This is a genomic window from Kitasatospora sp. NPDC002040 (assembly GCF_040296785.1).
Lineage (GTDB): Bacteria > Actinomycetota > Actinomycetes > Streptomycetales > Streptomycetaceae > Kitasatospora.
In genome coordinates this window covers 166,042-190,624 of the sequence record NZ_JBEOXV010000013.1, presented here as the reverse complement: position 1 = coordinate 190,624, position 24,583 = coordinate 166,042, and the positions used below count along the sequence as shown (strand labels likewise).

Below are 24,583 nucleotides of genomic sequence, written 5' to 3'. Positions count from 1 at the left end.
CCCGCCGCAACACTCCCCCTCACTCCCACCCCCCCCCCCCCCCCACCCCCACCACCCCCCCCCCCCCCCCCCCCCGGGGGGGGGGGGGGGGCCCCCACGCTTCTGCCGGTCCGTCAGGCGCGGGTGCCACCGCCGCCGAGCTGACCGGTGAAGGCCTTGATGCTCTCCACGATTCGATCCATCTGGGTCAGCTGCGGCGCCTTGTCGGTGATGTCGAAGCCGAGGTGCACCGAGGCCAGGGCCTTGCCGTCGGCGGTCGGGAAGACCACGGTCTGGACGTAGCCGTCGTTGCCCTCGGGGGCGTCCACCTTCCAGCGGACCAGCCAGCCGTCCCGGCCGTCGATCGCGATCGGCTCGGACTTGAGCTGCTCGTGCGACTTGATCTTGCCGTAGGACTCCTCGGCCGCCGTGGTGATGTCCTGCTCGGCGGCCTGCTTGACGTCGGTCCCCTTGAGCTGACCGGTCGACGCCCCGCCCAGCGAGCACTCGCCGGTGCCGGAGGCGCAGGTGTACGAGCCGATGCTCAGGGCGGCGTACCCGTTCTGGGTGGTGCCGCCGGTCCAGCCGGTCGGGATCGACAGGCTGATCCGGTTGACCGCGTCCACGGCGAGGCCGGAGTTCCGGCCCTTGCCGCTGTCCGGGCTGTCCGGACTGCCCGGTGACTGCGGGGCGCTGTCGCCGCCGCCGTTGCCACCACCGTTGCCGTTGCCGCCGCCGCGGCCGACCTTGAAGTCGGGGCGGGCGTCGCCCGCAGCCCGGTGCTCGGACCGGCCGTCCATCGCCACGTACGTGACGCCGGAACCGACCAGCAGCCCGACCAGCGCGGCCACCCCGGCCGCGACCAGCACCGGCCTGGCGAGCTTCCGGCGGACCGGGGCCCCGGCCGTCGCGGGCTCGACCGGGGGCAGCTCCGGGTAGCGGACGGCCGGTCCGCTCTCCAGGACCTCGCCCTCCAGCACCTTCGGCCCCTCGGGGCTGTCCGACGGGGCCGGCCGGGTACTGGCCGTCCACCCCCGGCCGTCCCACCAGCGCTGCGGCCGGGGGTCACTCGTGGTGTCCTGCGGGTCCGGGTACCACCCGGCGGGAATCTGCTCGCTCACGGCACCGAATCTAGGCGCCCGAAGATAAACGCGGTATCAGTTCGACCCCCATTCCGCCCGTTTCCCGATGAGATTCCGGTAAGAAACCTGTCGATCATCCTTCGCGGCCGGACCGGGGACGTCGCGGCGGCCTTCCCGCGACCTGCCCGCGACCTCCCGGCGACGGGCCGGAAACCTGACGGAGCCTCCGGCGACCGGGCGACCCGACGGCGAATCGGCCGCCCCCGCCGGCCCCGACCGGGCAGAATCCGGACCATGACCAACAGACCCCTGATCGGAGTCAGCACCTACCTCGGCGACGCGACCTGGGGCCCCTGGGACCCCCAGCGGGCCGTACTGCTGCCCGAGCGCTACCCGCGGCTGGTCCAGGCCGCCGGCGGTACCGCCGTCCTGCTGCCGCCGGACGCCCCCGAGACCGCGCCCGGCCTGCTGGCCCGGCTGGACGGGCTGGTGATCTCCGGCGGCCCGGACGTCAACCCGGCCCTGTACGGCGCCCGGCCGCACCCGAAGACCCTGGCCACCGCACCCGAGCGGGACCTCTGGGAGGCCGCCCTGCTCCGGGCCGCGCTGGCCTCGGGGCTGCCGCTGCTCGGTGTCTGCCGGGGGATGCAGCTGCTCAACGTGGTCTGCGGCGGCACCCTGATCCAGCATCTGGAGGGCGGCGAGCGCCACCTGCGCGCCGTCAACCGCTACGGCTCGCACCCGATCCGGCCGCTGCCCGGCACCCGGCTCGCCGAGTTGCTGCCCGAGCCGGAGGTGGACGTCCCGACCTCCCACCACCAGGCGGTCGACCGGCTCGGCGAGGGGCTGGTCGTCAACGCCCTGGCCGCGGACGGCACGGTCGAGGGCATCGAGGGCGCCGGCTTCGTCCTCGGCGTCCAGTGGCACCCCGAGCAGGGCGACGACCTGCGCGTCATGCGGGCCCTGGTCGAGGCGGCCCGGGTACCCGCCGTCGTGTAGCGCTCCTGCCGTGGACGGCCGGGCTCAGGCGATCAGTGCGCCGGCCAGCCCGGCCAGCAGCAGGCAGGCGACCACGGAGCGGCGGGCGGCCAGCAACCAGAGCAGAGCGAGGCCCAGCAGCACGTACTGCCAAAGCAGTTGCAGCCCGAGCGCGAGCGGTACGGCGGAGCCGGCGATGGCTCCGGTGACGGCCGGGCCGGCCCCGGTCATGAAGTGCTGGACCCGGTGGTCGGCCCGCAGCCGGTCGAAGCGGGAGGCTCCGCAGAGGACGAAGACGAAGGACGGCGCGAAGGCAACCACCGCCGCCAGCAGACCACCCGTCAGACCGGCCGCCGCGTAGCCGACCACCGCAACGGTCTGGACCACCGGTCCAGGAGTGACCTGCCCCAGGGCGACGGCGTTCAGGAACTGACCGTCCGTCATCCAGCCGTACCGCTCGACCGCGTCGTACCGCATCAGCGGGATGATCACGAAGCCACCGCCGTACGAGAGCGCGCCGACCTTGAGCGCGACCCAGGCCAGGGCGCCGAGCCCACCGGTCGCGGGCAGCGCCCCGAGCAGCAGCGGGAGGGCCGGCCGCTGCCCCCGGACGGTGACCTCGGCCAGCCCGCAGGCGAGCAGGACCAGCACCAGCCAGGGGCCGGCCAGCATCGCGGCGGCCGCCCCGGCGAGCGCGTACCCGCCCCAGCGGAGCCGGGCCGACCGGGCCGTACCGGCCCGTTTCAGGCTGCCCGGCGCCAGCGCGGCGGCGGCCTGCACGGCGACCGCCGGCACCGCCGCACCCGCGCCGGCGGCCGCCCCGAGCACCCATCCCGGCGGGTCACCGGCCAGGAAGAGGGCCGCGAGGGCCAGGATCAGGGCCAGGCCGGGGACGATGAAGCAGACGCCGCCCACCAGTGCCCCCGGGGCGCCCCGCAGCCGCCAGGCGGTGAAGACCGCCAGTTGGGTGGAGGCCGGGCCCGGCAGCAGGTTGGTGGCGGCGATGCCGTCCTCGAACTCGTCCGGGCGCAGCCACCCGCGCCGCTCCACGCAGAGCCGGCGCAGCAGCAGGATGTGGGTGGGCGGGCCGCCGAACCCGGTGCAGCCGATCCGGCCCCACTCCCGCGCGATGGTGCGCAGCGGTACCCGTTCCTGATGCTCCGACACGCCTGATCCCCTGTTCGCCCGACGGCCGCCGCACCCTAGCGGAGGCGGCCGACCGGTTGATGAACGGCCGGGGAGGCGTAGCGGAGGGTGTCCGACGGGAACGACAACGGTCACCAGTGCAGCCTTTGGATCTTCGTCCGATCTGCGGTTCACTTCCGGTGTCGGGGCGGCTGCGCCCTGGTTCCTGCGCGTTCGGGGAGAGGATCTCGATGTCGAACCACGAGCACGACCATGGGCACGACCACGGTGACGGCCACGGGCACGACCACGGCGGGCAGAGCGGGCACGGCGGCCATTCGCACAGCATCTCCGCCGACGCGGACCGGAAGTGGCTGCTCAGCGCGCTGACCCTGATCGTGGTCTTCATGGCCGGCGAGGTCGTGGTCGGCTTCGCCGCCCAGTCGCTGGCCCTGATCTCGGACGCCGCGCACATGCTGACCGACGCGGCTTCGATCGTGCTGGCGCTGATCGCGATGCGGCTCTCGCAGCGCCCGGCGCGTGGCGGTTACACCTACGGCCTGAAGCGGGCCGAGATCCTCTCCGCGCAGGCGAACGGGATCACCCTGCTGCTGCTCGCCGCCTGGCTGGGCTACGAGGCGGTCAGCCGGCTGTTCGACCCGCCGGAGGTGACCGGTGGGCTGGTGCTGGTGACCGCGCTGGTCGGGGTCGTGGTGAACATCGGGGCGGCCTGGTGCATGTCCAAGGCCAACCGCAGTTCGCTGAACGTCGAAGGTGCCTTCCAGCACGTGCTGACCGACCTGTACGCGTTCATCGCCACCGCCGTGGCCGGTCTGATCATCGTGACCACCGGCTTCGCCCGGGCGGACTCGATCGCCTCGCTGATCGTGGTGGCGCTGATGCTCAAGGCGGGCGTCGGGCTGGTCCGGGACTCCGGCCGGATCTTCCTGGAGGCCGCCCCCGCCGGGATCGACCCGGACACGGTGGCCGACCGGCTGATCGACTCCTCGCAGGTGGAGGAGATCCACGACCTGCACATCTGGGAGATCACCTCCGGCCAGCCCGCGCTCTCCGCGCACATCCTGGTGCGGCCCGGCGGCGACTGCCACGCCGTCCGCCGCGACCTGCAGCGCACGCTCAGGGACGAGTACCGGATCACCCACGCCACCCTCCAGGTCGACCACGTCGGCGAGGAGCTGGGGCAGGACCTGCTGGCGATAGGGCGTTCGGCGGTGGAGGCGGGCGGCCCGGACGAGCACTGCGGCGACTCGCACGGCCCCGTGCACCGCAGCGGACCGCACCGGCACTGAACGGGCCTGCCGCTGAGTGTCCGTCAGCGGGGTGCGGCATGATCGGGGTCATGACCGCACCCAGGCTGATGCTGCTCGACTCGGCGAGCCTCTACTTCCGTGCCTACTTCGGCGTACCGGATTCGATGAAGTCCCCCGACGGGCAGCCGGTGAACGCCGTGCGCGGCCTGCTGGACTTCATCACCCGGCTGGTCCAGGACCACCGCCCGGACCAGCTGGTCGCCTGCATGGACGCCGACTGGCGCCCGCAGTGGCGGGTGGACCTGATCCCCACCTACAAGACCCACCGGCTGGCCGCCGAGCCCTCGGTCGAGGGCGAGGAGGAGATCCCGGACACGCTGGCCCCGCAGGTCCCGGTGATCGAGCAGGTGCTGGACGCACTCGGCCTGGCCCGGATCGGCGTCCCCGGCTACGAGGCGGACGACGTGATCGGCACCCTGGCCACCCGGGCCGCCGGGCCGGTGCAGATCGTCACCGGCGACCGGGACCTGTTCCAACTGGTCGACGACGCCCGGGGTGTGCAGGTCATCTACCCGGTCAAGGGCGTCGGCAACGCCGAGGTCATCAACGAGGCCTTCCTCCTCGGCAAGTACGGCGTCACCGGCGCGGAGTACGCCGACATGGCCGCCCTGCGCGGCGACCCGAGCGACGGCCTGCCCGGCGTGAAGGGCATCGGCGAGAAGACGGCCACCCAGCTCATCCGCGAGTACGGCGACCTGGCCGGCATCCGCGCCGCCGCCGCCGACCCGCTCTCCAAGCTCACCCCGGCCCGCCGCAAGAACATCCTCGAAGGCGCCCCCTACCTCGACGTCGCCCCTACCGTCGTCCGCGTCGCCACCGACGTCCCCCTCCCCGCCTTCGACCCCGCCCTCCCCCGCGAGCCGCTGGACCCGATGGCCCTGGAGGAGCTCTCGGCCCGCTGGGGCCTCGGAACCTCCCTCACCCGCCTCCTCGACACCCTCGCCGCCACTCGCTGACGACGAAACCCCGCACGCGTGTGGAGCGGTCCGGCCAGGCTGGTGCTACCGCTCCGCACGGCGCAGGAACTGCCAGCCCAGTACGGCCAGAGCGAGCGCCTGCACGACAGAGGTGAGCACCAGGAGGGGCTGAGCGGAGGGAGAGCACCAGAACACGGTCATGCAGATCATGGGCAGGATCAGGTAGGTGAACAGATCCACTGCGGTCTGAAGCCGCTTGCGTACGCGGTGACCGGCGACGTCGCAGTGGTAGACCTCCCAGCCGAACACCGCGCCGTGGGCGGAGGCGAGTTCCCCCAGACGTGATCCCAGTCGGTCGCGGATGTAGCGGCCGATGGCCGAGATCTTCTCGTCGTTGACCAGGTAGGTCCATCCCAGGATCAGGCAGATCGCGGGGACGGCGAGCAGCAGTCGGGGCTGTCCGCTCTGGAGGGCGACCGCCACGATCGCGGTGGTTGCGGCGAGCGTGAAGTAGAGCAGGGTGTCGCGGAACCCTATGCGGGTCTTCTGTTCCTCTTTGAGGCAGTCGTACTCGGCCAGCAGGATGGTGCTTTCGGTGACATCGTGCGTGCAGGTCATAGCAACTCCCAAGCTCGAGCCCGGAATCAACCGGCGATCCGGAAGGGGGTCAGGTTGTCGGGGCCGCGCCGTTCGATCCAGCCCTTACCTTCCGCCGCTATCCCCTCCAGGAGGCGGAAGGCATGGATGGAACCGGCCGCACTGAGGCTGATCTCAGAGATCTCCTGGGCGTTCTCGTCCGGTGCCAGCTGGTGGGCCTCGGCATCCTTGACGCGGATCTTCATGGCCGGGCCGTTGGTGAGGACGAGCTCCAGGTCGTAGCCGATGTCGGTGTTCTCCGTCACCTGCACGGAGGACAGCGCGTCGAACCGGTAGTTGTTCCGCTGCTCGTTCTTGCGAGTCGCGTCGAAGAAGTCGAACTCGGAGCTGACCTCGCGGACGCCGTCCTGGGTGAACAGGAACAGGCGGAAGACGTAGCGCGAGTACCGCCAGGGGCCGCCCCTGATCCGGCCCCGCTTGGCGGCGGGGCCCGGGGCCACCAGGATGGTGTGGGTGATCAGGTCGCGCCAGGTCAGCCGGTGATACCGGAGCGCCTCGTCGATGAACGAGGTCTTGTCGCAGGCGAGCCAGGTCTCCATCTCCAGCTCGCTGGGACGTGTGGCATCCAGGCGCTCCTTCCAGCGCTGGTGGGCGAGTTGACGTGCGGCCAGTTGCTCGTGGTACTCCCGGCTCTCCCGGGCCAGCCGGTGCTCTTCGCGTCGGATCTCCAGCCACCGGGAAGCGGCTGCGTGTCCGGACCAGGCCGCGCCGAGCACGGCAAGGAAGGCCCATATCGGCCGCGGCTGGGCGAAGCCCGAGACCGCCGTACCGAACGCGGCCAAGGCTGCGGTGCCGAGGACGGCGAGGGCGGCCACGGTCAGGGCCTTTGTGCGGCCCGGGGGTTGCTCCTGATCGAACAGGGTGCCGTTGTTGTGGCGGTTCCTGGTGTCCTCGGCAAGGTGCCTGATCAGCCAGTCGACCCGGTCCACACCGATCCGGCTCTCCCGGTAGAGGTACGCGATCTCGGCCGCGAGGCTGCTGCGGACCTGGGCGGTATGGGCAAGCCAGGCCTCTGCGGCGAACCCGTTGGGTGTGCGCATGCTGAAGTAGTGGTCGAACGAGTGGCGGACGCCCTTGGTGAACCCGCCTTCGGCAGCAGCCGGATCGCGCGGCTGCGGGATGCGGGCCCCGGCCGCAGGGCCCGACCGGGGCTCCCGGCCCCACCACCGGAGGCCGTAGCGCGCCGCGGTCAGACCCGCGCCGAGCGCCACGAGCAACTCGAGGACTGCCTGGACCGGATTTGCGACCAGCGCCAGGCCCCAGAGGAACGCGCCACTGCCAGCGAACAGGACCACCCGGATCGGGAGAGCCGCCTGGGCGGCGGCAGCGGTACTCGGGCGGGGCGGCATGGCCCGCGCCCCGATGGGGGCGGCCGTGAAGTACGCCCACAGCCGCTGGGCCCTCGCGTTGCCAAAGCGCTCCGCCCCGGCCCGTTCGCGGGTCTCCGCCCACAGGTCGTCCTTCAACCCTCCGGTGAGCATGAGGTCGAGGTGACGGAGGATCGCGTTGTGCTGTCGGCGCGGCAGGTCCTGCAACTGCTTCAGCACGGGGCCGGTCTCGCCACTCTCGGCGCTGAGCACTGCCAGCAGGTCGAAAGTGACGCGCAGGGCTTCCTTCCACTCACCCTCGGCGTAGGACCGTACGTGCCCGGAGGTGTAGTGCAGCCGCAGGACGTCCTCGTTGCTGAGGTCCTGGTAGGTGCGCGCGCTGAGCATGGCTAATACCCAGTGGAAACGCACCTCCGCGCCGTCGTACCCGTGGACCATCGCATCGGTGATCATTTCGCGGGCGCGACCGGGGACCCCGGCCTCCAGGAACTGCACGCCCACCCGGTACTTCTCCTGCGGCGAGGCGTCCGGGTGGACGAAGTAGACATTGGAGTTGTGCACGGTCCCGGCCTGCATACCGATGGTGGAGTTGTACGCGGCCGAGCTGAACGGGGTGTCGTCACCGTGGCTCATGCTGGGCCACCGGCTGCAGCGACCAGGGGGGCCAGCGTGGCCACCAGCCCGGGGCACTCCGCGACCAGTCCGCGCAGCCTCCTGAGCGTCATGACCGTCCGTTTCGACGACTCGGGGGTATTTCCTCCGGCCGATCGGAGGGCGGAGTCCAGGTCGGTCAGAGCCTCCCGGTAGCTGTCTTCGTCGAGGGTGCCATCCGCGCGGTGCTGCCCCAACTGGTTCCGGAAAGCGTTCAGTTCCTCGACCAGATCCATAGGTCCGGACGCTTCCGGCGCCACGTTCAGGTGGACGCTGCTGCCCGTGACCGAGCCGGCCATGATGCCGACGGTGCTGTTGTAGGCGGTATTGCCGACGTGCTGGCCGAACTGGTCGGCCGAACGGGTCCTGTCGTCCCCGGACATGACGGTCTCCCTCTGTTCCCCCATCAGCTCCACCGCCAGCCGGATGGCGAACGCCGCCGCGTTCGCTGCGGCCCGTGGCTGCCAACTGCGGTCGTCCGAGCTGTTTTTCGTGCCGTCCGCCCGGTCGCTGATCCCCCGGACGACGGCCACCGGCGCCCCGTTGAGATGGCCGGCCTGCGCCACGCCGGCCGCCTCCATCTCGATGGCGAGCGCGTCGTTGTAGTGCTGCCGGATCCACTTCGCCTCGGCCGAGATCTTTGAGTTCTGGACGACCTCGCCGGCGGCGATCGCCCCGAAGCGCACCTGCGGCACGTGCTCGTGCTCGGGCGCGGGGTCCGTCCAGTCGTTCGAGCGGGCCAAGTGTGCGGCGAGCTGACTGACGCCGTGCGGTGCTTCCCACACCCGGGGGCGGGACTTGAGTCCGTCGTCCTCGCTGGTTCCGCCGTGGTAGGCGTACACGTGGGACGCAACCACCACGTCGCCCAGCCCGACAGTGTCCCGTAAGGCTCCGGCGACCCCGACGAACAGCAGGGCCACCGGCGAGAATTCCTGGATCGCGCGTTCGGCGATCACCGCGGCGGAGTGGTTCCCCTTGCTCGTCAGACCGAGCGCGACGCGGCACGATGTGCCCCGCACGGTTCCCACCTCGAACCGGGTGCCGCGTTCATGGAGATGCACCCGCGGATCCGCCAGCCTCTGGCGCACAGCCTCGTACTCAAGATTGAGGGCGGTGAGAATCACCACCGGGCCGTTCGACATCTATGCCTCTTCCTCTCTCGGGTTCTCCTCCACCGCGGATGCCGCGGGTCGGGTCAGTGGTGGGAACAACACGGTTGTCGGACCGGCCCGGTACAGCCGTGCGGGCCGCCCTCCCGTGGTCCGGCGGTCCGTGCCGACAGGGACGATGAATCCCTTCACGGCCTGGACCTTCCGGTAGAAATTTCGGGTGTCGAGTTCGGTGCCCCAGACGGCCTCGTACACCTGCTGCAGCTCTGCGACGGTGAAGCTCTCCCGGCAGAACGCCGTCGCCAGCGCCGAGAACTCGAGTTTGGTGCGCGCGTGCTCGATCCCGTCCGTGGCGATCCGACGGTGGTCGAAGGCGAGCTCCAATTCGCCGGACAGGACCGCCTCCGCAGGAACCCAGGCCGCATCGGCGGCATCCGTTCCCGCGACCGGGTCGGGCAGTCCCGGTGCGATCGCGAGATGGGCCACGGAGACGACCCGGCCTCGCGGATCACGGCCCGAATCCCCGTACACCGCCAGTTGTTCGAGGTGCACCCGGCCTGAGGTCAGGGCCGTCTCCTCGCTCAGTTCGCGGTGGGCGGCATCCAGGATCTCCTCGTCGTCGCCCCTCAGGAATCCGCCGGGCAGGGCGGGCATCCCCAGGAAGGGATCTTTGCCCCGCTCCACCAGGAGGAGGTGCAGGCGACTCTCCCGCAGCGTCAGGATCACGAGATCGACCGTCAGCAGCACAGGTGTTGGTGACGACGCATCATGTTGCATGCTCTGCAAGGTACTTCAGTTACTGTCACTTGCACAATAAGGGAGATGACGGGGATCGCCGAACACCCGATCCCGTAGCCACAGCCCGCATGGCGGGACCACGGGATCGGCCGAAGTTCCGGATATGGCCTGGCCGATGCATCCCCACTTCAACGACCTTGCCGAACGGCTAAAGGGTCGCGGCGAGCCACTGGAAGGCCCGCTCGTCGCTGTCCGTGGAGGCGGTGGCCGGATTGTCGGCGCGGTGGCGATGCGCCAGGCGGCGATGGCGACTTCAGTGGACGTCCAGTAGGGCGGTCGTCGGATTCCACTGGGCAACCCGTCCGGCGTCCGGAGAACCGGACCTTCTCGGCCCGAGCATCGTGTGCCTACCTGGACGTCGCCCCCACCGTGGTCCGCGTCGCCACCGACGTACCGGTGCCCGGGTTCGACCCCGCCCTCCCCCGCGAACCGCTGGACCCGATGGCCTTGGAGGAGCTCTCGGCCCGCTGGGGCCTGGGCACCTCCCTCACCCGCCTCCTCGACGTGCTGGCCCGGAACGGGGGGACGGTCTGAGGCCGAAGGTGTCGGCGAGGCTGGTGAGGACGGAGCCGGGCCAGGTGCTCTCGCCGAAGACGGTGATCGGGACGGCGAGCACACCGTGGTCGCGTCGGAGGGTCTCCGCCGGGATTTCGACCGGGAAGAAGTAGTTGCCGGGGCAGGTGCGGCTCGCCGTGGGGATCGCGCCGAGCACCTCCTCCGGCAGTCGTGCGAACAACCGCTCGGCCCGGGCGGCCAGTTCATCGGTGACCAGTCGGGGCACTCCGCTGTGGTCCGTCAGCAGCCGCTCGGCGAGCGCCAGCTGATCCTGCGTCGGCGGGTCGGCCCGGAACGCCTCGGCCGGCTCGGCGTCCGCCGGGCCGAGCAGGACCACGCCGAACGTGCGCGGCCACAGCCATCCCTTGGTGACCGAGTGCAGCAGGACCGCCCGGCCGGTGTCCAGCAGTCGCCGGGTGCCGATGTCGAACGGGGCGCCCAGGTCGTAGACGCTGTCGATCAGCAGGCGGCGGTGCGGTGACTGCTGCAGCCACGCGATCAGCGCGGTGCATTCGGCCTCGGACAGGTACCGGCCCAGCGGCTTGCTGGGGTTGGCGAGCAGCAGGTACTCGGGCCGGTCGTCCACCGGCGGGCCGGGCAGGACCGGTTCCGGCAGTGTCGGTTCCGGCAGTGTCGGGTAGGAGCCGGGCGCCAGGCCTGCGGCCCGGGCCAGCTCGAAGTAGACCGGGTACACGTCGGCGGGCAGCCACAGTCGGGCCTCCGCAGCGCGCAGGTGGTGGAACAGCACGCCGAGCCCGTGCCGGACTCCTCGGCTGATCATGGCGCGGCGGGACCACTCCTCCGGCAGCTCGTACCGCCGCAGCCAGGCCCGGGCGAGATCGCACCGGTACACCGTCCCGGGGTCGGCCGGCGGGTCCGGTCGCAGCGAGGCGAGGGCCCGGTACACGTTGGTCTCGGCGGCGTCCAACAGCGAAGGGGAGGCGCTGAGTTGCCGCTGCCGGAAGTCCTGGAACTCGTCGAACCTCATGCCGCTGCCCCCTCCGGCACGATCTCGCTGGCCCGGTCCTCCAGCGAGGCGTAGCAGCGGCCGTCGGCCAGCACGTTCCAGCTGCGGGCGATCCCGTTGGTGCGTTCCCAGAGCAGGCTGGGCTCGGTGTAGGCGGCGATCCGCATCGGCCGGCCGTCCCAACTGCCGTGGTAAACCGGCGAACCCCAGGGCAGGCGGCTCGCCGGCTCGAAGCCGTGCTGCTCGGCGAACCGGGTGACGACGGACAGCGGGACCTGGTGGTCCCGGCTCCAGACGTTGGCGGCGCGGTCGAAGTAGAGCGACTCGGTGCTGGTGGAGACGTAGAGCTCCTTGAAGCAGACCTCCTCGACCCCGAGCGCCGCGGCCCAGGAGAGGTAGTCGGCAACGCCGGCCGCGTCGGCGACGCCACCGTGCTGGAGCACGCAGATCAGTCTCATCCGCAGCCCCGGCCAGCGGTCGCGTCCAGTCCGCCAGGTGTCGACCACCGAACCCACCGGTGTGCGCAGCATCATCAGCCGCTCGCTGACGGCGTCGTCCTGGTGGTGCCGGGAGACCGCCAGCACGCTCAGGCCCGCGGCGCCCAGGGCGGCCAGTCGGTCGGCCCGGTCGGCGTGCTGCCCCCTCGCCAGGTTGTGTGCGTTGGTGATCAGTACGACCTTCGGGAAGGCCGCCGCGCAGGCGGACACCAGCCGCAGCTGCTGGTCGAACGGCAGGAGCGTGGGCTCCCCGCCGCCGGTGATCACCGCCCGCTCGGCGCCGGCCGCACGGGCCCGCTCCAGCCAGTGGGAGACCGTGTCCCACGGGACCCGGGCCGGCGCCTGGTCGGCGGAGATGGAGGCCGCGGAGAAGCAGAACGAGCAGCGGGCCTGGCAGGCGGAGGCCACCGGCAGCACCGAGACCGAGCGCGGTCGCAGCTCGGCGTAGGGCCGGCGGGCCGATCCGTGCAGGTGCAGCGAGGCCGCCACCGCGTCCTCGACGGTGGTCGGGCGCAGGGTGAACTCGTCGCCCGCCCGGTCGAGTTCGTGGACGGCCGACAGCCGGATCCGGGGCCGGCGCAGCTCCGCGCCGAGGCCGGTGGCCAGGTTGGGGTGCAGCTCGTCCGGGTCCACCGCGGTCTCCTGCACCAGCAGCCGGTCGCCGGGAACGGCCAGCCGGTCCAGCAGGCGCCCTGCCTTGTCGATGCCGATGCCGAGCTCCGCCCGGGTCAGCAGGTGGAAGCGGTCGGGGTAGGTGCTCTCCGGTATGCCCGCCTTGCCGTAGGCGAACGCGTACTTGTCGAAGCCCCTGGCGAAGTTCGACAGCACGATGACGTGGAAGCGCTGGTCGCTGCGGTTCATGGCGCCATGATGCACGAACAGCGCAAGGGCTCGGGCTCGGGGAACGGCGGCGCCGGAGGTCCTCGCCGTTCCCCGAGCCCGAGTGCCACCGGCTACCCGACCGAGCTGTAGGCGATGATGCCGCGGCGGAGCGCGTCCACCGCCTTGCGCGCGGTGGTGCGCAGCTTGGCGTCCTCGCCGGCCGCGTCCTGGATCTGGCCGAGCACGTCGATCAGCTGCTTGGTCCAGCGGACGAAGTCGCCGGCCGGGAGGTCGGCGTCCCGGAGCACCTGGTCGAGGTTGTGGCCGAGCGCCCAGCGGTAGGCGACCCAGGCGAAGCCGAGGTCGGGTTCGCGCTGGCCGACGCCCTCGGCAGTGTTGATCTTGTGCTGCTCCTCCAGGGCGTCCAGGTGGCCCCAGATCCGGATCATCCGGCCGAGCGCCTCCTTGCTCGCGCCCTCCGGCACCCGGGGGGCGGCCGCGTCGTCGGACTGCCGCGACTCGAACACCAGCGCCGAGGCGCAGGCGGCAAGTTCGGGCGGGCTGAGCTCGGCCCAGACGCCCTCGCGGATGCACTCCGAGGCCAGCAGGTCGAGCTCGCCGTAGAGCCGGCCGAGGCGCTTGCCGTCGCCGGTGACGGTGTCACCGGTGAGGTAGCCGAGGTCGGTGAGCAGGCCGCAGACCCGGTCGAAGGTGCGGGCGATGGTGTGGGTGCGGGAGCGCATCCGGCGCTCCAGCAGGTCGGTGTCGCGGTGCAGGCGGTGGTACCGCTCGGACCAGCGGGCGTGGTCCTCGCGCTCGTCGCAGCCGTGGCAGGGGTGCTGCCGCAGCTCCGTCCGCAGCCGGGCGATCTCCGGGTCGTCGGCCGCGGCGGCCCGGCCCTTGCGGAACCGCTCCGGCTCCAGGTGGCCGGCCTTGGTACGCAGGGCCGACGCCAGGTCCCGCCGGGACTGCGGGCTGCGCGGGTTGAAGGACTTGGGGATCTTCATCCGGTCGACCGCCGTCACGGGGTACGGGAAGTCGATCATCGCGAGCCGCTTGACCTGCCGCTCGGCGGTGAGCACCACCGGGCGCGGGCCGTCCTGGTAGTCGGGGTGACGGACCGTCCGGGGCGAGCGGCTGACCGGCGGCAGGCCGGGGTCGATCACCAGCGCCAGCCCGGCGAACTTGCCGGTCGGCACGTGGATCACGTCGCCCGGCTTGAGCGCCTCGATCGCCTCGATCGCGGCCGCCCGGCGCTGCCCGGTGCCCTCCCGGGCCAGCTCGTTCTCCCGGTCCTTGAGGGTGCGGCGCAGACCCATGTACTCCTCGAAGTCGCCGAGGTGACAGGTCATCGACTCCCGGTACCCCTCCAGGCCCTCCTCGTTCCGCTGGACCTGGCGGGCGATGCCCACCACCGCGCGGTCGGCCTGGAACTGGGCGAACGAGGTCTCCAGCAGCTCGCGCGAGCGGTGCCGCCCGAACTGCCCGACCAGGTTGACCGCCATGTTGTAGGACGGCCGGAACGAGGAGCGCAGCGGGTACGTCCGGGTGCCGGCCAGCCCGGCCAGGCCCTCCGGGTCGAGGCCGCGCTGCCAGAGCACCACGGCGTGGCCCTCGATGTCGATGCCGCGGCGGCCGGCCCGGCCGGTGAGCTGGGTGTACTCGCCGGGGGTGACGTCGGCATGGGTCTCGCCGTTCCACTTGACCAGCTTCTCCATCACCACCGAGCGGGCGGGCATGTTGATGCCCAGCGCCAGGGTCTCGGTCGCGAAGACGGCCTTGACCAGGCCCTTCACGAAGAGCTCCTCGACCACCTCCTTGAACCGGGGCAGCATCCCGGCGTGGTGGGCGGCGATGCCGCGCTCCAGCCCGTCCAGCCACTCGAAGTAGCCGAGCACGTGCAGGTCCTCGTCGGGGATGTCGGCGCAGCGCTCCTCGACGATGCCGCGCACGACGGCCCGGTCGCTCTCCCGGTTCAGCCGCAGGCCGGAGCTCAGGCACTGCTGGACGGCGGCCTCGCAGCCGGCCCGGCTGAAGATGAAGGTGATCGCGGGCAGCAGGCCCTCGGCATCGAGGCGCTCGATCACGTCGACCCGGCCCGGCGTCCAGACCCGGTTGGGACGGCCGGTGGGCATCGAACGGCCGCGGCCGCGGGCGAACTTGTCGTTGCGCGAGCCGCGGTCGCCCTCGGAGCGGGCGAGCCGGACCAGCTCGGGGTTGACCGCCTTGGCCGGGTTGCGCGGGGCGTCCTTGGGACGGCCGTCGCGGTCCGGGTTGGCGAACAGGTCGTACATCCGGTTGCCCGCCATGACGTGCTGCCAGAGCGGCACCGGGCGGTGCTCGGAGACGATCACCTTGGTGCCGCCGCGCACGGTGTCGAGCCAGTCGCCGAACTCCTCGGCGTTGGAGACGGTGGCCGAGAGCGAGGCCAGCACCACCGACTCGGGCAGGTGGATGATGACCTCCTCCCAGACCGCGCCGCGGAACCGGTCGGCCAGGTAGTGGACCTCGTCCATCACCACGTACCCGAGGCCGTTCAGCGCGGAGGAGCCCGCGTACAGCATGTTGCGCAGCACCTCGGTGGTCATCACGACCACCGGGGCGTCGCCGTTCACGCTGTTGTCACCGGTGAGCAGGCCGACCTTGTCGGCGCCGTAGCGCTTCACCAGGTCGCCGAACTTCTGGTTCGACAGGGCCTTGATCGGCGTGGTGTAGAAGCACTTGCGGCCGGACTGCAGGGCCAGGTGCACGGCGAACTCGCCGACGATGGTCTTGCCGGAGCCGGTCGGAGCGGCGACCAGCACCCCCTCACCGGCCTCCAGTGCGCGGCAGGCCTCGAGCTGGAACTCGTCCAGCTCGAAGTCGTAGAGCTGCTGGAAGCCGTGCAGGACGGTGGCCTGCTCCTTGGCCCGGCGGCGGAAGGCCGCGTACGCCTCGGCGGGGCTGAGCTCTCCGGTGCCGGAGGTCTCCGGGTGTTCGGGCACGGCGCTGTTCATCGGCGTCACCTCTTCTTCCCGTGGGACTGCTTGCTGCCGTGCCGGGGACCGGCGGGGCGGGACGGGGGCGCAGACGGCGACGCCTGCGGCTGCGGGGCCCGGGCGGCGGTGGCCGGCCCGGGGGCGCAACGGCTGTGGTTGGTGTGGTGATCGTGCATCTCAGCCAGAGATTACCCGTCCGGACCGACATCAACAGCACCGTTTTCGCGGGTGCTGCGCCCGGACCGGAGCGGCGGATGTCGCCCTGTCGCCGTGGCGCTCTGTCGACATTGTTCCGGCCATGAGCATGGCAACCTGGCGCAATCGCGCCTGTGCAAGGAGTCACAAGAATGCTCGACTTACCCATCAGCACCAGGCACCGGGCACCGCACTCCATCCCGCCCCCGAGAGAGGTTCCAGCCATGCCGGCCAAGCGCCCACGGCTCCTGCACCGCCTGACGACTCTTCTGATCGGCCTCACCACCCTCACCGGCCTCGCCCTCGTCGGCGCCTCCGCCTCGACGGCGGCCGACCGGGACGGCGTGAGCGAGCCCGGCGAGTTCGCCATCTACGGCGGACCGAACACCACGTACGAGGTACTGGATCTGTACCTGTCCCAGAGCGACTTCAACCAGATCTCCTGGCCCCGGTACGGCGGCGCGGTGAACGACCAGGACGAGTCGTACTGGAACCGGGACGACTTCACCTGGCACGTCTACACCGACGCCTGGCGCGGCGGCCGGCACGGGTGGATCAGCCCGGGCGTCAGCGGGAACGCCTCCAGCAGCTTCTGGCACCAGATCTCCTCCGCGTACTACACCGCTTCCTGACCCACCCTCAGGCACCGCCCGCACCCCGGTCGGGCGGTGCCGCACCCCGCATCGAGGAGCACGTCTTGCCCAGCCGGTCCGCCGTCCTGCTCACCACGCTGGCCTCCGCCCTGCTGCTGACCGCCTGTACCGGCGGCCCGGGTGCGCAGCCGGCCCCCGAGGTGGCGGCGGCGCCGACCCCCGCCGATGCCAACACGCTCAGGCTGCCGCTGCAGGAGTACCTGCCGAGCGCCGCGCAGTTGGACCGGCTCACCCTGGCGCAGCGGGTCCTGACGGACCAGTGCATGGCCAGGTACGGATTCCGCTACCGGGTGCCGGCGCTGCCCGACTCCGGCGGCGCGCCGGAGAACGCCCGCCGCTACGGCCTGGCCGACCCGGTCGAGGCGGCGGCCACCGGGTACGGCGCCGGGGCGGCCGACCGGCCGGACAAGCCGGTGGTGCCCTCGATGGACCCGACCGAGCGGCTGGTGCTGAGCGGCGCCGGGGCCTCCGACCCGAGGACGCTGCCCCGGAGCCAGGACGAGGCGGAGAAATCCGGCCGCTCCGAGGGCGAGGTGAACGGCCTGCCGGTGCCGGCCGGGGGCTGTGTGCGCGAGGCGTACCTCAAGCTCTGGGTCCCCACCGCCGCCGCGCCGGACCCGCTGAAGGTGCAGGACCTGGACGGTGAGGCGTACGACCGCTCCCGCCAGGACCGCCGGGTGGTCGAGGCCGCCGAGGGCTGGGCCGCCTGCATGGCGAAGAAGGGGTACCAGGCCCGCAACCCGGTCAGCCCGCAGTCCGAACTCGGCCTGGACCCGGCCGGGTTCGCCGGTCCGCCCGGGATCGCGGCCGCCACCGCCGATGTGGCCTGCAAGCGGGAGGTCAACCTGGTAGGGATCTGGTTCGCGGTGGAGTCGGCGTACCAGCGGCGGCTGATCGAGCACAACGGCGAGCTGCTGCGGTCCGCCAAGCGGCAGTTGGACGACTCGCTGCGGCTGACCGCTCAACTGGTGGCCCGCGCGGGCTGATCGGTGATCGGGTCGGATTCGCAGTTGCAGAAGTCTTCAAATCACTGATCGGTGATCACTTCAGGTTCTGCTTCGGTCGATTGCCGACAGACCGCCTGCGGACGGCCCGGTCCTTCCTACAGTCGTCCCACCGAGCCCGCCTTCCGGTGCGGGCTTCGTCGACTGGAGGATCGCGATGTCGAATCTGGAGAGCTCGCTCAAGGAAGCCATGTCCATCGACGGCGCGATCGGCGTCGCCCTGGTCGACTACGACAGCGGGATGGCGCTCGGCACCCTCGGCGACAACACCGAGCTCGACCTCAACGTGGCGGCGGCGGGCAACACCGACCTGGTGCGGGCCAAGATGCGCACCATGCAGATGCTCAACCTGCACGACAACGAGATCGAGGACATGCTGATCACCCTCACCACCCAGTACCACCTGATCCGTCCGCTCACCATGCCCAACGGCCGCGGCCTCTTCCTCTACCTCGCACTCAACCGGCAGCGGGCCAACATGGCGATGGCCCGCCACCAGCTCCGCCGGCTGGAGGCCACCCTTGAGCTCTGACCGGCGCTCGGCCGCCGGCGGATCACGGGCATCAGGGAGAGGGGAGAGCTGCGGTGCCCCAGCTGTACCAGGCCAAGGCGGAGCTGTTCCGGATGCTCGGGCACCCGGTCCGGATCAGGGTGCTGGAGATCCTCCAGGCCGGGCCCACGCCGGTCCGGGACCTGGTGGTGGCGCTGGACATCGAGCCGTCCAGCCTGTCCCAGCAGCTCGCCCAGCTCCGCCGGGCCGGGCTGGTGACCGCCGCCCGGGAGGGCTCGACCGTGGTCTACGCCCTCGCCGGCACCGATGTCGCCGACCTGATGCGGGCCGCCCGCCGGATCCTGACCGAGCTGATCGCCGACCGGGGCGAGCTGCTGGCCGAGCTCCAGGCCGCCGACTGACGCTGCATCAAGCGCCCCCGGCTCAGCGGCCGCCGATCAGCTCGCCGATCCCGGCGGCCAGCGCGCGGTACTCCTCCGGCCGGTTGTAGACCTGCGCGCTGATCCGCAGCACCCCGCCGCCGGACCACGGCCGGATCGCCACCCGGGTGGCCAGCCGCCGCCGGATCGCCACCATCATGGCCTTGGCGGTGTGCTCGCTCTCCGCGCAGCCCGGGGGCAGCCGGACCGCCCGCATCGCCAGACCGGGCATCGACGGCAGCTCGCGCAGCCCGGCCCGCTCCACCAACTGCTGCTGCCCGTAAGCCGCCAGGGCCTCGTTGTGCACCCTGACCCGCTCCACCCCGAGCTGCTCCAGCAGCCCGAACCCGGCCGGTGCGGCCAGCCAGGGCGTGTAGTCGCAGGTGCCGCGCCACTCCACCCGGCCGGGGAAGCCCCGGTCGTGCTCCCAGGAGAACATCAGCGGCCGGACCCGCGAACGCCAGGCCCCGTGCACCGCGAGCACCGCCCCGGCCCGGGGGGCGAAGGCCCACTTGTGCAGGTTGCCGATCCAGAAGTCGGCTCCGCCCGCCTGCTCGCCCAGGTCGACCGGCAGCATGCCGGGTGCGTGCGCGGCGTCCACCACGGTGATCACGCCGCGCGCGCCCAGCTCGGCGAGCAGGACCGGATCGGCGATCTGCCGGGCGGTCGGCGAGCTGACCAGGTCCAGCACGGCGACCCTGGTCCGGTCGTCCACCGCGGCCAGGATCCGCTCCCGGACCGCCTTCTGGTCGGGCGTGTGGACCGAGAGCCGGACCGTCCTGACCCGGGCACCGCACTCCGCCGCCCGCCGCTCGGCCGCCCTGGTGACCACGCCGTAGCCGTGGTCCGTGACCAGGACCTCCTCACCCGCCGCCAGCGGCAGCGAGTCCAGCACCACCGCGATGCCCTCGGTGACGTTGGTGACCAGGGCGAGCCGGTCGGCCCGGCCGCCGAGTGCGGTGGTGATCCGGGCCCTGGCCCGGGCGATCCGGTCCGGGAGCTCGTGGAAGAAGCCGTCCGGGTCCAGCTCCTGCTCGGCCCGCAGCCGGGCCTGGACCCGCTGGACGGGCAGCGGCACCGCGCCGTACGAGCCGTGGTTGAGGTGCGCCACCGCCGGATCGAGGGTGAACAGCGAGCCGGTGCCCGGGAGTTGGTGTGGCGGTTCGATGCTCATCGGGTCCCCTGATCAATGCTGGTACTCATGATGTGTGACATTTCACACTGCATACTTCTAGCCGAACTCCCCCGCCCGGGGCAACCATCGGCCCGTGACCCACACCGATCCCTTCCTCGCCCTGAGCGCCCGCACCGGCCGGTTCGGCTACGGCGCACCCCGCGCCGCCACCCTCGCCGCCGACGGCTCCCGCCTGCTCTACCTGCGCTCCACCGGCCCCGAGGACCCGGTGGAGCGGCTCTGGCTGCTCGACCTGGAGACCCGGCAGGAGCGCCTGGTCGCCGACCCCGCGACGCTGCTCCCCGGCCGGACCGGTGACCCCGCCGACCTGCCCGCGCTGGAGCGCCGCCTGCGCGAACGGCTCCGGCTCTGGGCCCCGGGCATCGGCTCCTTCGCCGCCACCGCCGACCTCTCGGTCGCGGTCTTCGCCCTCGACGGCCGGCTCTTCCGCAGCAGCACCGCCACCGGCGCCAGCACCGAACTCCCGGTCGCCGGGCCCGCGTTCGACCCCCGACCGGCCCACGACGGTGCACTGGTCGCGTACGTCACCGGCGGCGCCCTGCACCTGACCGACCGGGTCGGGCCGTTCAGCCCGGCCGACGGCGCCGTCTGGGGCGTGGCCGAGTTCGCCGCCGCCGAGGAGCTCGGCCGCACCCGGGGCCACTGGTGGTCACCGGACGGCCGCGCCCTGCTGGCCACCCGGATCGACGAATCCGCCCTCCCGCTCCGCCACTTCGCCGACCCGGCCCGCCCGGAGCTGCCCGCCGAGAGCTTCGCCTATCCGCAGGCGGGCGGCCCCAACGTCGACCTCCAGCTCTGGGTGCTCGGCCTGGACGGCACCCGGGTCCGGCTGGACTGGGACACCACCGCCTTCCCGTACGTCTGCGCGGCCGGCTGGGAGGGCGACGGCGAGCTGCTGCTCACCGTCGCCGACCGGCTGCAGCAGACCGTGCTGCTGCTCAGCGCCGACCCGGCCACCGGCGCCACCCGTGAACTCTCGTGCACCGTCGACGAGTTCTGGGTGGACGACCTGCCCGGCACCCCGGCCCGGCTGGACGACGGACGGCTGCTCACCGCCGCCGACACCCCGACCGGCGATGCCCGGGGCGTCGCGCTGGACGGGAAGATCCTCACCGACGAGCGCACCCAGGTCCGCCGGGTGGTCGGCCGGCTGCAGGGGCGGCTGCTGATCGAGGCGGGCCAGGACGACCCGGCCGACCAGCACGTCTTCCTGCTCGACCCGGACAGCGGCGAGCTGGAGCGGCTCAGCTCCGGCCCCGGGGTGCACTCCGCCGTCAGCGCCGGGGAGACCCTGCTGCTCACCTCGGCCACACCGGCCGGCCTCTCCCGCGTGCTGCACTTCCGGGGCGAGGTGGTCCCGCTGCCGGACCACGCAACCCCGCTGCCGTACCAGGTCGCCCCGCAGCTGGCCCGGGTCACCGAACTCGGCCTGCCCACCGCCGTGGTGTACCCGCGCGGCCACGTCACCGGCCGCCGGCTGCCCGTCCTGCTCGACGTCTACGGCGGCCCCGGCTACCAGGCCGTCGCCAACGAGCCGCGCCGCTGGCAGGTCCGCCAGTGGTGGGCCGACCAGGGCTTCGCGGTCGTCACCACCGACAACCGGGGCACCCCGTTCGTCTCGCCCTCGTTCGCCCGGGCGATCTTCCGGCGGTTCTCCGCCGTCGCCCTGGACGACCAGGTCGCCGCCCTGCACGCCCTCGCCGACACCCACCCCGATCTGGACCTCACCCGGGTCGGCGTCCGGGGCTGGTCCTACGGCGGGTACTTCGCCGCCCTCGCGGTGCTGCGCCGCCCGGACGTCTTCCACGCCGCCTGCGCGGGCGCCCCGCCCACCGACTTCCGGCACTACGACACCGCCTACACCGAGCGCTACCTCGGCCTCCCGCAGGACAACCCCGAGGGCTACGCGGCCGACGCGCTGATCGCCGACGCGCCGTCACTCACCCGGCCACTGCTGCTCATCCACGGCCTGGCCGACGACAACGTGCACCCCTCGCACACCCTGCTGCTCTCGCAGGCCCTGACCCGGGCCGGCCGGGCGCACTCGGTGCTGCCGCTGCCCGGCGTCAGCCACATGACGCCCGACGGCGTCAACGAGCAGATCACCGAGGCCGAGCTCGCCTTCCTGCGCGGCTCCCTGGGCTGACGCCCGAACACTCCGAGGCCCGGCGTCCGCACCTGGCGCCGGGCCTCGGGCACTTCCACCGCGGGCGGGACGAGACGGATCTCCCCGCCCCCCGACCCGCTCCGATGTCGCCGCAGGCCGACAAGCCACTGCGGCGAAAGGGAGTTGGCGGCCACATCGGTTCTCCCTGGGCCTTCCATGTGATGGATGACATGTGAAATATTACCCTCGCTCACCCGACCACCCCCGTCCGGAAAGGACCGGTCAGTTGCGCAGACTGTCCGCAGCCGTCACGGCTGCCCTGACCACCAGTGCGATAGCCGCCACCCTGCTGAGTGGCAACGCCTACGCCGCCCCCAAGCCCTCCCCCGCACTGCAGTCCACGGACGCCCCGGCCGAGGCCCAGGTGGGCCCGGAGGGCAAGGAGGCCCCCGAGGGGCCGCTGGCGCCGCAGGAGAAGACCCGGCAGGCGCTCCGCACCAAGGCCCTGGAGCAGCTCAACCAGGGTTCGCTGGCCAAGACTTCGGCGGGCACCGCGCCCAAGAAGGTCAAGATCGGCAACGACTACGTCCAGCTCGCCCAGGAGCGCAAGGACAAGGTCTTCGTGATCCTGGCCCAGTTCGGCGACCAGGTCGACAACTCGACGCTGTACAACGGCGTTCCGCGCTACGCGGGCACCGCCGGGCCGAAGCACAACGCGATACCCAAGCCCGACGGCAGCGACACCCACACCTTCTGGAAGAACGACTTCAGTCGTGCCTACTACCAGCAGATGTTCTTCGACGACAAGGCCGGCGCCAACTCGATGCGGAACTTCTACCGCACCCAGTCGTCCGGCCGGTACGACCTCGAAGGCACCGTCACCGACTGGGTGACCCTGCCGTACAACGAGGCGCGTTACGGCAGCAACAAGGGCCCGCAGGGCAACGGCGCCTGGACCCAGGCGCAGGAGTTCATCCGGGACGCCACCAAGGCCTGGTACGACGGCGAGCTGGCGAAGGGCCGTACCGCGGAGGCCGTCAAGGCCGAGATCAAGCAGTACGACGTGCACGACCGCTACGACTTCGACAAGGACGGGAACTTCGACGAGCCGGACGGCTACATCGACAACCTGGTCGTCGTGCACGCGGGCGTGGACGAGACCTGGGGCGGCGGCGCCCAGGGCGCCGACGCGATGTGGGCGCACCGCAGTTGGGCCCTCCCGGACCCGACCGGCCAGGTCGGTCCGCAGGGCAACAAGATCGGCGGTGCGCCGGTCGGCGACACCGGCGTCTTCGCCTACGACTACGTGCAGGGCGGCGAGAACAGCGGCGTCGGCCTGTTCTCGCACGAGTACGGCCACAACCTCGGCCTGCCGGACCTCTACCCGACCTCGGGCGGCGACAACAGCGTCAGCTTCTGGTCGCTGATGTCCTCCGCCTCCTACCTGGGCCGGGGCAAGAACACCACCGGTGAGTACCCGGGCGACCTGGACGCCTGGAGCAAGCTGCAGTTCGGCTGGCTCAACTACGACGAGGCGCAGGCCGCGACCCGGTCCAGCCACGCGCTCGGCGTCAGCGGCTACAACACCGACCAGGCCCAGGCCGTGCTGGTGCACCTGCCGCCGACCACCAAGACCACCACGCTGGCCGACCCCTTCCAGGGCGCCTCGCAGTGGTACAGCGGCACCGGTGACTCGATCGACAACTCGCTGACCCGGACGGTGGACCTGACCGGTCGCACCGGCTCGGCCGCGATCTCGGCGGCCACCTGGTACGACATCGAGCAGGACTACGACTTCCTCTCGGTCGAGGCCAGCGCCGACAACGGCAAGACCTGGAAGGCCCTGGGCGGCACGGTGGACGGTGCGCCGATCGGCAACACCACCGCCAACACCCCCGGCCTGAGCGGCACTTCCAACGCCTGGCGGCAGCTGAACATCCCGCTGGACGCCTACCTCGGCCAGACCGTGCAGCTGCGCTTCCACGTCACCTCGGACAACAACACCCACGGCAAGGGCGTCCTGATCGACGCCGTCAAGATCACCGCCGGCGGTGCCACCCTGCTCGAGGACGGCGCGGAGAACGGCAACCAGGGCTGGGTGCTGAACGGCTTCACCCCGCTCAAGGGCAAGGACTCGGTCAAGGAGCACCCGCGCGCGTACCTGGTGGAGAACCGCCGCTACGTCGGCTACGGCGCCTACCTGCAGACCGGCCCGTACAACTTCGGGTACAGCGGTGTCGAGGGCAAGGCCGGCGTGATCGACAACTACCCGTACCAGGAGGGTGTGCTGATCTGGCTCTGGGACACCAGCTACCTGGACAACAACACCAAGGACCACCTGGGCGGCGGCCTGATCCTGCCGATCGACTCCCGTCCGCAGGCGATGAAGTTCAAGGGCGGCGTGCTGGTCAACGGCCGGGCGCAGAGCCACGACGCGACCTTCTCGCGCAACCCCACCTCGGCCTTCACCCTGCACAGCGCGGGTGTGGCGACCAAGTACCCGGCGAAGCCCGGCATCCCGGTCTTCAACGACCGCACCGGGGTCTACTCCGACCCGGCCATCCCGCAGCTGGGCGTGGCCGTCCCGAACACCAACACCAAGATCGAGGTCGTCCGGGAGACCCAGGGCGGCAAGCTGACCACCATCAAGGTCGGCCCCGCCTCCTGATCCACCGTCAGCAGCAGCCCCGGTCCGCGCACCCCTGCGGGCCGGGGCTGCGGCCTG

At 71.8% G+C, this 24,583-nt stretch carries 19 protein-coding genes and 1 pseudogene; 10 read left to right on the top strand and 10 right to left on the bottom strand.

The features are described from left to right. Window positions 1-113 precede the first annotated feature (113 nt). Entirely contained in the window at window positions 114-1,100 is a 987-nt protein-coding gene (locus ABT118_RS25085; protein WP_350672939.1) for a DUF2510 domain-containing protein, read from the bottom strand. Window positions 1,101-1,355: 255 nt separating this feature from the next. Here ABT118_RS25085 and ABT118_RS25080 point away from each other — a divergent pair, with 255 nt between their 5' ends. Beyond that, window positions 1,356-2,060: a gamma-glutamyl-gamma-aminobutyrate hydrolase family protein gene (locus ABT118_RS25080; protein ID WP_350672937.1), complete on the top strand. Its 705-nt coding sequence runs from the start codon at window positions 1,356-1,358 to the stop codon at window positions 2,058-2,060. Window positions 2,061-2,084: 24 nt separating this feature from the next. Here ABT118_RS25080 and chrA read toward each other — a convergent pair whose 3' ends face one another. Beyond that, on the bottom strand, window positions 2,085-3,206 hold the full coding sequence (gene chrA, locus ABT118_RS25075; RefSeq protein ID WP_350672936.1) for a chromate efflux transporter: 1,122 nt from the start codon (window positions 3,204-3,206) through the stop codon (window positions 2,085-2,087). Window positions 3,207-3,415: 209 nt separating this feature from the next. Here chrA and ABT118_RS25070 point away from each other — a divergent pair, with 209 nt between their 5' ends. Together ABT118_RS25070 and ABT118_RS25065 are read left to right on the top strand one after the other, a co-directional pair. Beyond that, entirely contained in the window at window positions 3,416-4,474 is a 1,059-nt protein-coding gene (locus tag ABT118_RS25070) for a cation diffusion facilitator family transporter (protein WP_350672933.1), read from the top strand. 38 nt (window positions 4,475-4,512) lie between these two features. After that, window positions 4,513-5,451 carry a 5'-3' exonuclease gene (locus ABT118_RS25065; RefSeq protein WP_502884660.1) on the top strand — a complete coding sequence of 313 codons (939 nt, stop codon included), beginning with the start codon at window positions 4,513-4,515 and terminating at the stop codon, window positions 5,449-5,451. 45 nt (window positions 5,452-5,496) lie between these two features. On the opposite strand, the gene ABT118_RS25060 is transcribed toward ABT118_RS25065, so the two are convergent. From ABT118_RS25060 to ABT118_RS25045, 4 genes are read right to left on the bottom strand one after another with little or no spacing between them, the layout of a single operon-like run. Next, entirely contained in the window at window positions 5,497-6,030 is a 534-nt protein-coding gene (locus ABT118_RS25060; protein ID WP_350672928.1) for a hypothetical protein, read from the bottom strand. Between the two features lie 26 nt (window positions 6,031-6,056). Then, the gene (locus tag ABT118_RS25055; protein WP_350672925.1) at window positions 6,057-8,030 is read right to left on the bottom strand and encodes a hypothetical protein; all 1,974 of its coding nucleotides are present in this window, start codon (window positions 8,028-8,030) and stop codon (window positions 6,057-6,059) included. After that, on the bottom strand, window positions 8,027-9,190 hold the full coding sequence (locus ABT118_RS25050; RefSeq protein ID WP_350672923.1) for a 5'-methylthioadenosine/S-adenosylhomocysteine nucleosidase family protein: 1,164 nt from the start codon (window positions 9,188-9,190) through the stop codon (window positions 8,027-8,029). Before ABT118_RS25050 ends, ABT118_RS25055 begins: the two co-directional genes overlap by 4 nt. Next, on the bottom strand, window positions 9,191-9,934 hold the full coding sequence (locus tag ABT118_RS25045) for an NUDIX hydrolase (protein ID WP_350672922.1): 744 nt from the start codon (window positions 9,932-9,934) through the stop codon (window positions 9,191-9,193). It lies immediately after the preceding gene. A gap of 366 nt (window positions 9,935-10,300) precedes the next feature. Here ABT118_RS25045 and ABT118_RS25040 point away from each other — a divergent pair. After that, a pseudogene (locus ABT118_RS25040) lies at window positions 10,301-10,489 on the top strand (flap endonuclease); the annotation flags it as partial. On the opposite strand, the gene ABT118_RS25035 reads toward ABT118_RS25040, so the two are convergent. From ABT118_RS25035 to ABT118_RS25025, 3 genes are all read right to left on the bottom strand, one after another. Next, complete coding sequence (locus tag ABT118_RS25035) at window positions 10,443-11,498, bottom strand: aminotransferase class I/II-fold pyridoxal phosphate-dependent enzyme (protein WP_350672919.1); 1,056 nt, start codon at window positions 11,496-11,498, stop codon at window positions 10,443-10,445. The pseudogene ABT118_RS25040 and the gene ABT118_RS25035 sit on opposite strands and share 47 nt — an antisense overlap. Further along, window positions 11,495-12,835, bottom strand: a complete 1,341-nt coding sequence (locus ABT118_RS25030) for a radical SAM protein (RefSeq protein WP_350672916.1) — start codon at window positions 12,833-12,835, stop codon at window positions 11,495-11,497. Before ABT118_RS25030 ends, ABT118_RS25035 begins: the two co-directional genes overlap by 4 nt. Before the next feature lie 92 nt (window positions 12,836-12,927). Continuing rightward, window positions 12,928-15,792 (bottom strand): DEAD/DEAH box helicase, encoded by a 2,865-nt coding sequence (locus ABT118_RS25025; RefSeq protein ID WP_350672913.1) that lies wholly within the window; start codon window positions 15,790-15,792, stop codon window positions 12,928-12,930. 401 nt (window positions 15,793-16,193) lie between these two features. On the opposite strand from ABT118_RS25025, the gene ABT118_RS25020 reads away from it, so the two are divergent. The 4 genes from ABT118_RS25020 (at window position 16,194) to ABT118_RS25005 (ending at window position 18,538) form a co-directional block, all read left to right on the top strand. Then, window positions 16,194-16,601 carry a peptidase inhibitor family I36 protein gene (locus tag ABT118_RS25020; protein ID WP_350672911.1) on the top strand — a complete coding sequence of 136 codons (408 nt, stop codon included), beginning with the start codon at window positions 16,194-16,196 and terminating at the stop codon, window positions 16,599-16,601. 65 nt (window positions 16,602-16,666) lie between these two features. Continuing rightward, the gene (locus ABT118_RS25015) at window positions 16,667-17,608 is read left to right on the top strand and encodes a hypothetical protein (RefSeq protein WP_350672909.1); all 942 of its coding nucleotides are present in this window, start codon (window positions 16,667-16,669) and stop codon (window positions 17,606-17,608) included. Between the two features lie 175 nt (window positions 17,609-17,783). Continuing rightward, entirely contained in the window at window positions 17,784-18,158 is a 375-nt protein-coding gene (locus tag ABT118_RS25010; protein ID WP_350672907.1) for a hypothetical protein, read from the top strand. Window positions 18,159-18,211: 53 nt separating this feature from the next. Beyond that, a complete protein-coding gene (locus ABT118_RS25005) occupies window positions 18,212-18,538 on the top strand; it encodes an ArsR/SmtB family transcription factor (RefSeq protein WP_350672905.1) in 327 nt (108 codons plus the stop codon). Between the two features lie 22 nt (window positions 18,539-18,560). Here the strand turns inward: ABT118_RS25005 and ABT118_RS25000 are convergent, their stop codons facing one another. Continuing rightward, window positions 18,561-19,730: an aminotransferase class V-fold PLP-dependent enzyme gene (locus tag ABT118_RS25000; RefSeq protein ID WP_350672902.1), complete on the bottom strand. Its 1,170-nt coding sequence runs from the start codon at window positions 19,728-19,730 to the stop codon at window positions 18,561-18,563. A gap of 94 nt (window positions 19,731-19,824) precedes the next feature. Between ABT118_RS25000 and ABT118_RS24995 the strand changes: the two genes are divergently transcribed. Next, window positions 19,825-21,897 (top strand): S9 family peptidase, encoded by a 2,073-nt coding sequence (locus ABT118_RS24995; protein WP_350672900.1) that lies wholly within the window; start codon window positions 19,825-19,827, stop codon window positions 21,895-21,897. A 247-nt stretch (window positions 21,898-22,144) separates the two neighbouring features. After that, a complete protein-coding gene (locus tag ABT118_RS24990) occupies window positions 22,145-24,526 on the top strand; it encodes an immune inhibitor A domain-containing protein (protein WP_350672896.1) in 2,382 nt (793 codons plus the stop codon). Window positions 24,527-24,583 lie beyond the last annotated feature (57 nt).

Excerpts from the sequence above, each read along its gene's own strand:
- ABT118_RS25080 (WP_350672937.1), top strand. The coding sequence starts at position 1,356 with ATGACCAACAGACCCCTGATCGGAGTCAGCACCTACCTCGGCGACGCG.
- ABT118_RS25070 (WP_350672933.1), top strand. The coding sequence starts at position 3,416 with ATGTCGAACCACGAGCACGACCATGGGCACGACCACGGTGACGGCCAC.
- ABT118_RS25065 (WP_502884660.1), top strand. The coding sequence starts at position 4,513 with ATGATCGGGGTCATGACCGCACCCAGGCTGATGCTGCTCGACTCGGCG.
- ABT118_RS25060 (WP_350672928.1), bottom strand. The coding sequence starts at position 6,030 with ATGACCTGCACGCACGATGTCACCGAAAGCACCATCCTGCTGGCCGAG.
- ABT118_RS25055 (WP_350672925.1), bottom strand. The coding sequence starts at position 8,030 with ATGAGCCACGGTGACGACACCCCGTTCAGCTCGGCCGCGTACAACTCC.
- ABT118_RS25050 (WP_350672923.1), bottom strand. The coding sequence starts at position 9,190 with ATGTCGAACGGCCCGGTGGTGATTCTCACCGCCCTCAATCTTGAGTAC.
- ABT118_RS25045 (WP_350672922.1), bottom strand. The coding sequence starts at position 9,934 with ATGCAACATGATGCGTCGTCACCAACACCTGTGCTGCTGACGGTCGAT.
- ABT118_RS25035 (WP_350672919.1), bottom strand. The coding sequence starts at position 11,498 with ATGAGGTTCGACGAGTTCCAGGACTTCCGGCAGCGGCAACTCAGCGCC.
- ABT118_RS25030 (WP_350672916.1), bottom strand. The coding sequence starts at position 12,835 with ATGAACCGCAGCGACCAGCGCTTCCACGTCATCGTGCTGTCGAACTTC.
- ABT118_RS25025 (WP_350672913.1), bottom strand. The coding sequence starts at position 15,792 with ATGAACAGCGCCGTGCCCGAACACCCGGAGACCTCCGGCACCGGAGAG.
- ABT118_RS25020 (WP_350672911.1), top strand. The coding sequence starts at position 16,194 with ATGCCGGCCAAGCGCCCACGGCTCCTGCACCGCCTGACGACTCTTCTG.
- ABT118_RS25010 (WP_350672907.1), top strand. The coding sequence starts at position 17,784 with ATGTCGAATCTGGAGAGCTCGCTCAAGGAAGCCATGTCCATCGACGGC.
- ABT118_RS25000 (WP_350672902.1), bottom strand. The coding sequence starts at position 19,730 with ATGAGCATCGAACCGCCACACCAACTCCCGGGCACCGGCTCGCTGTTC.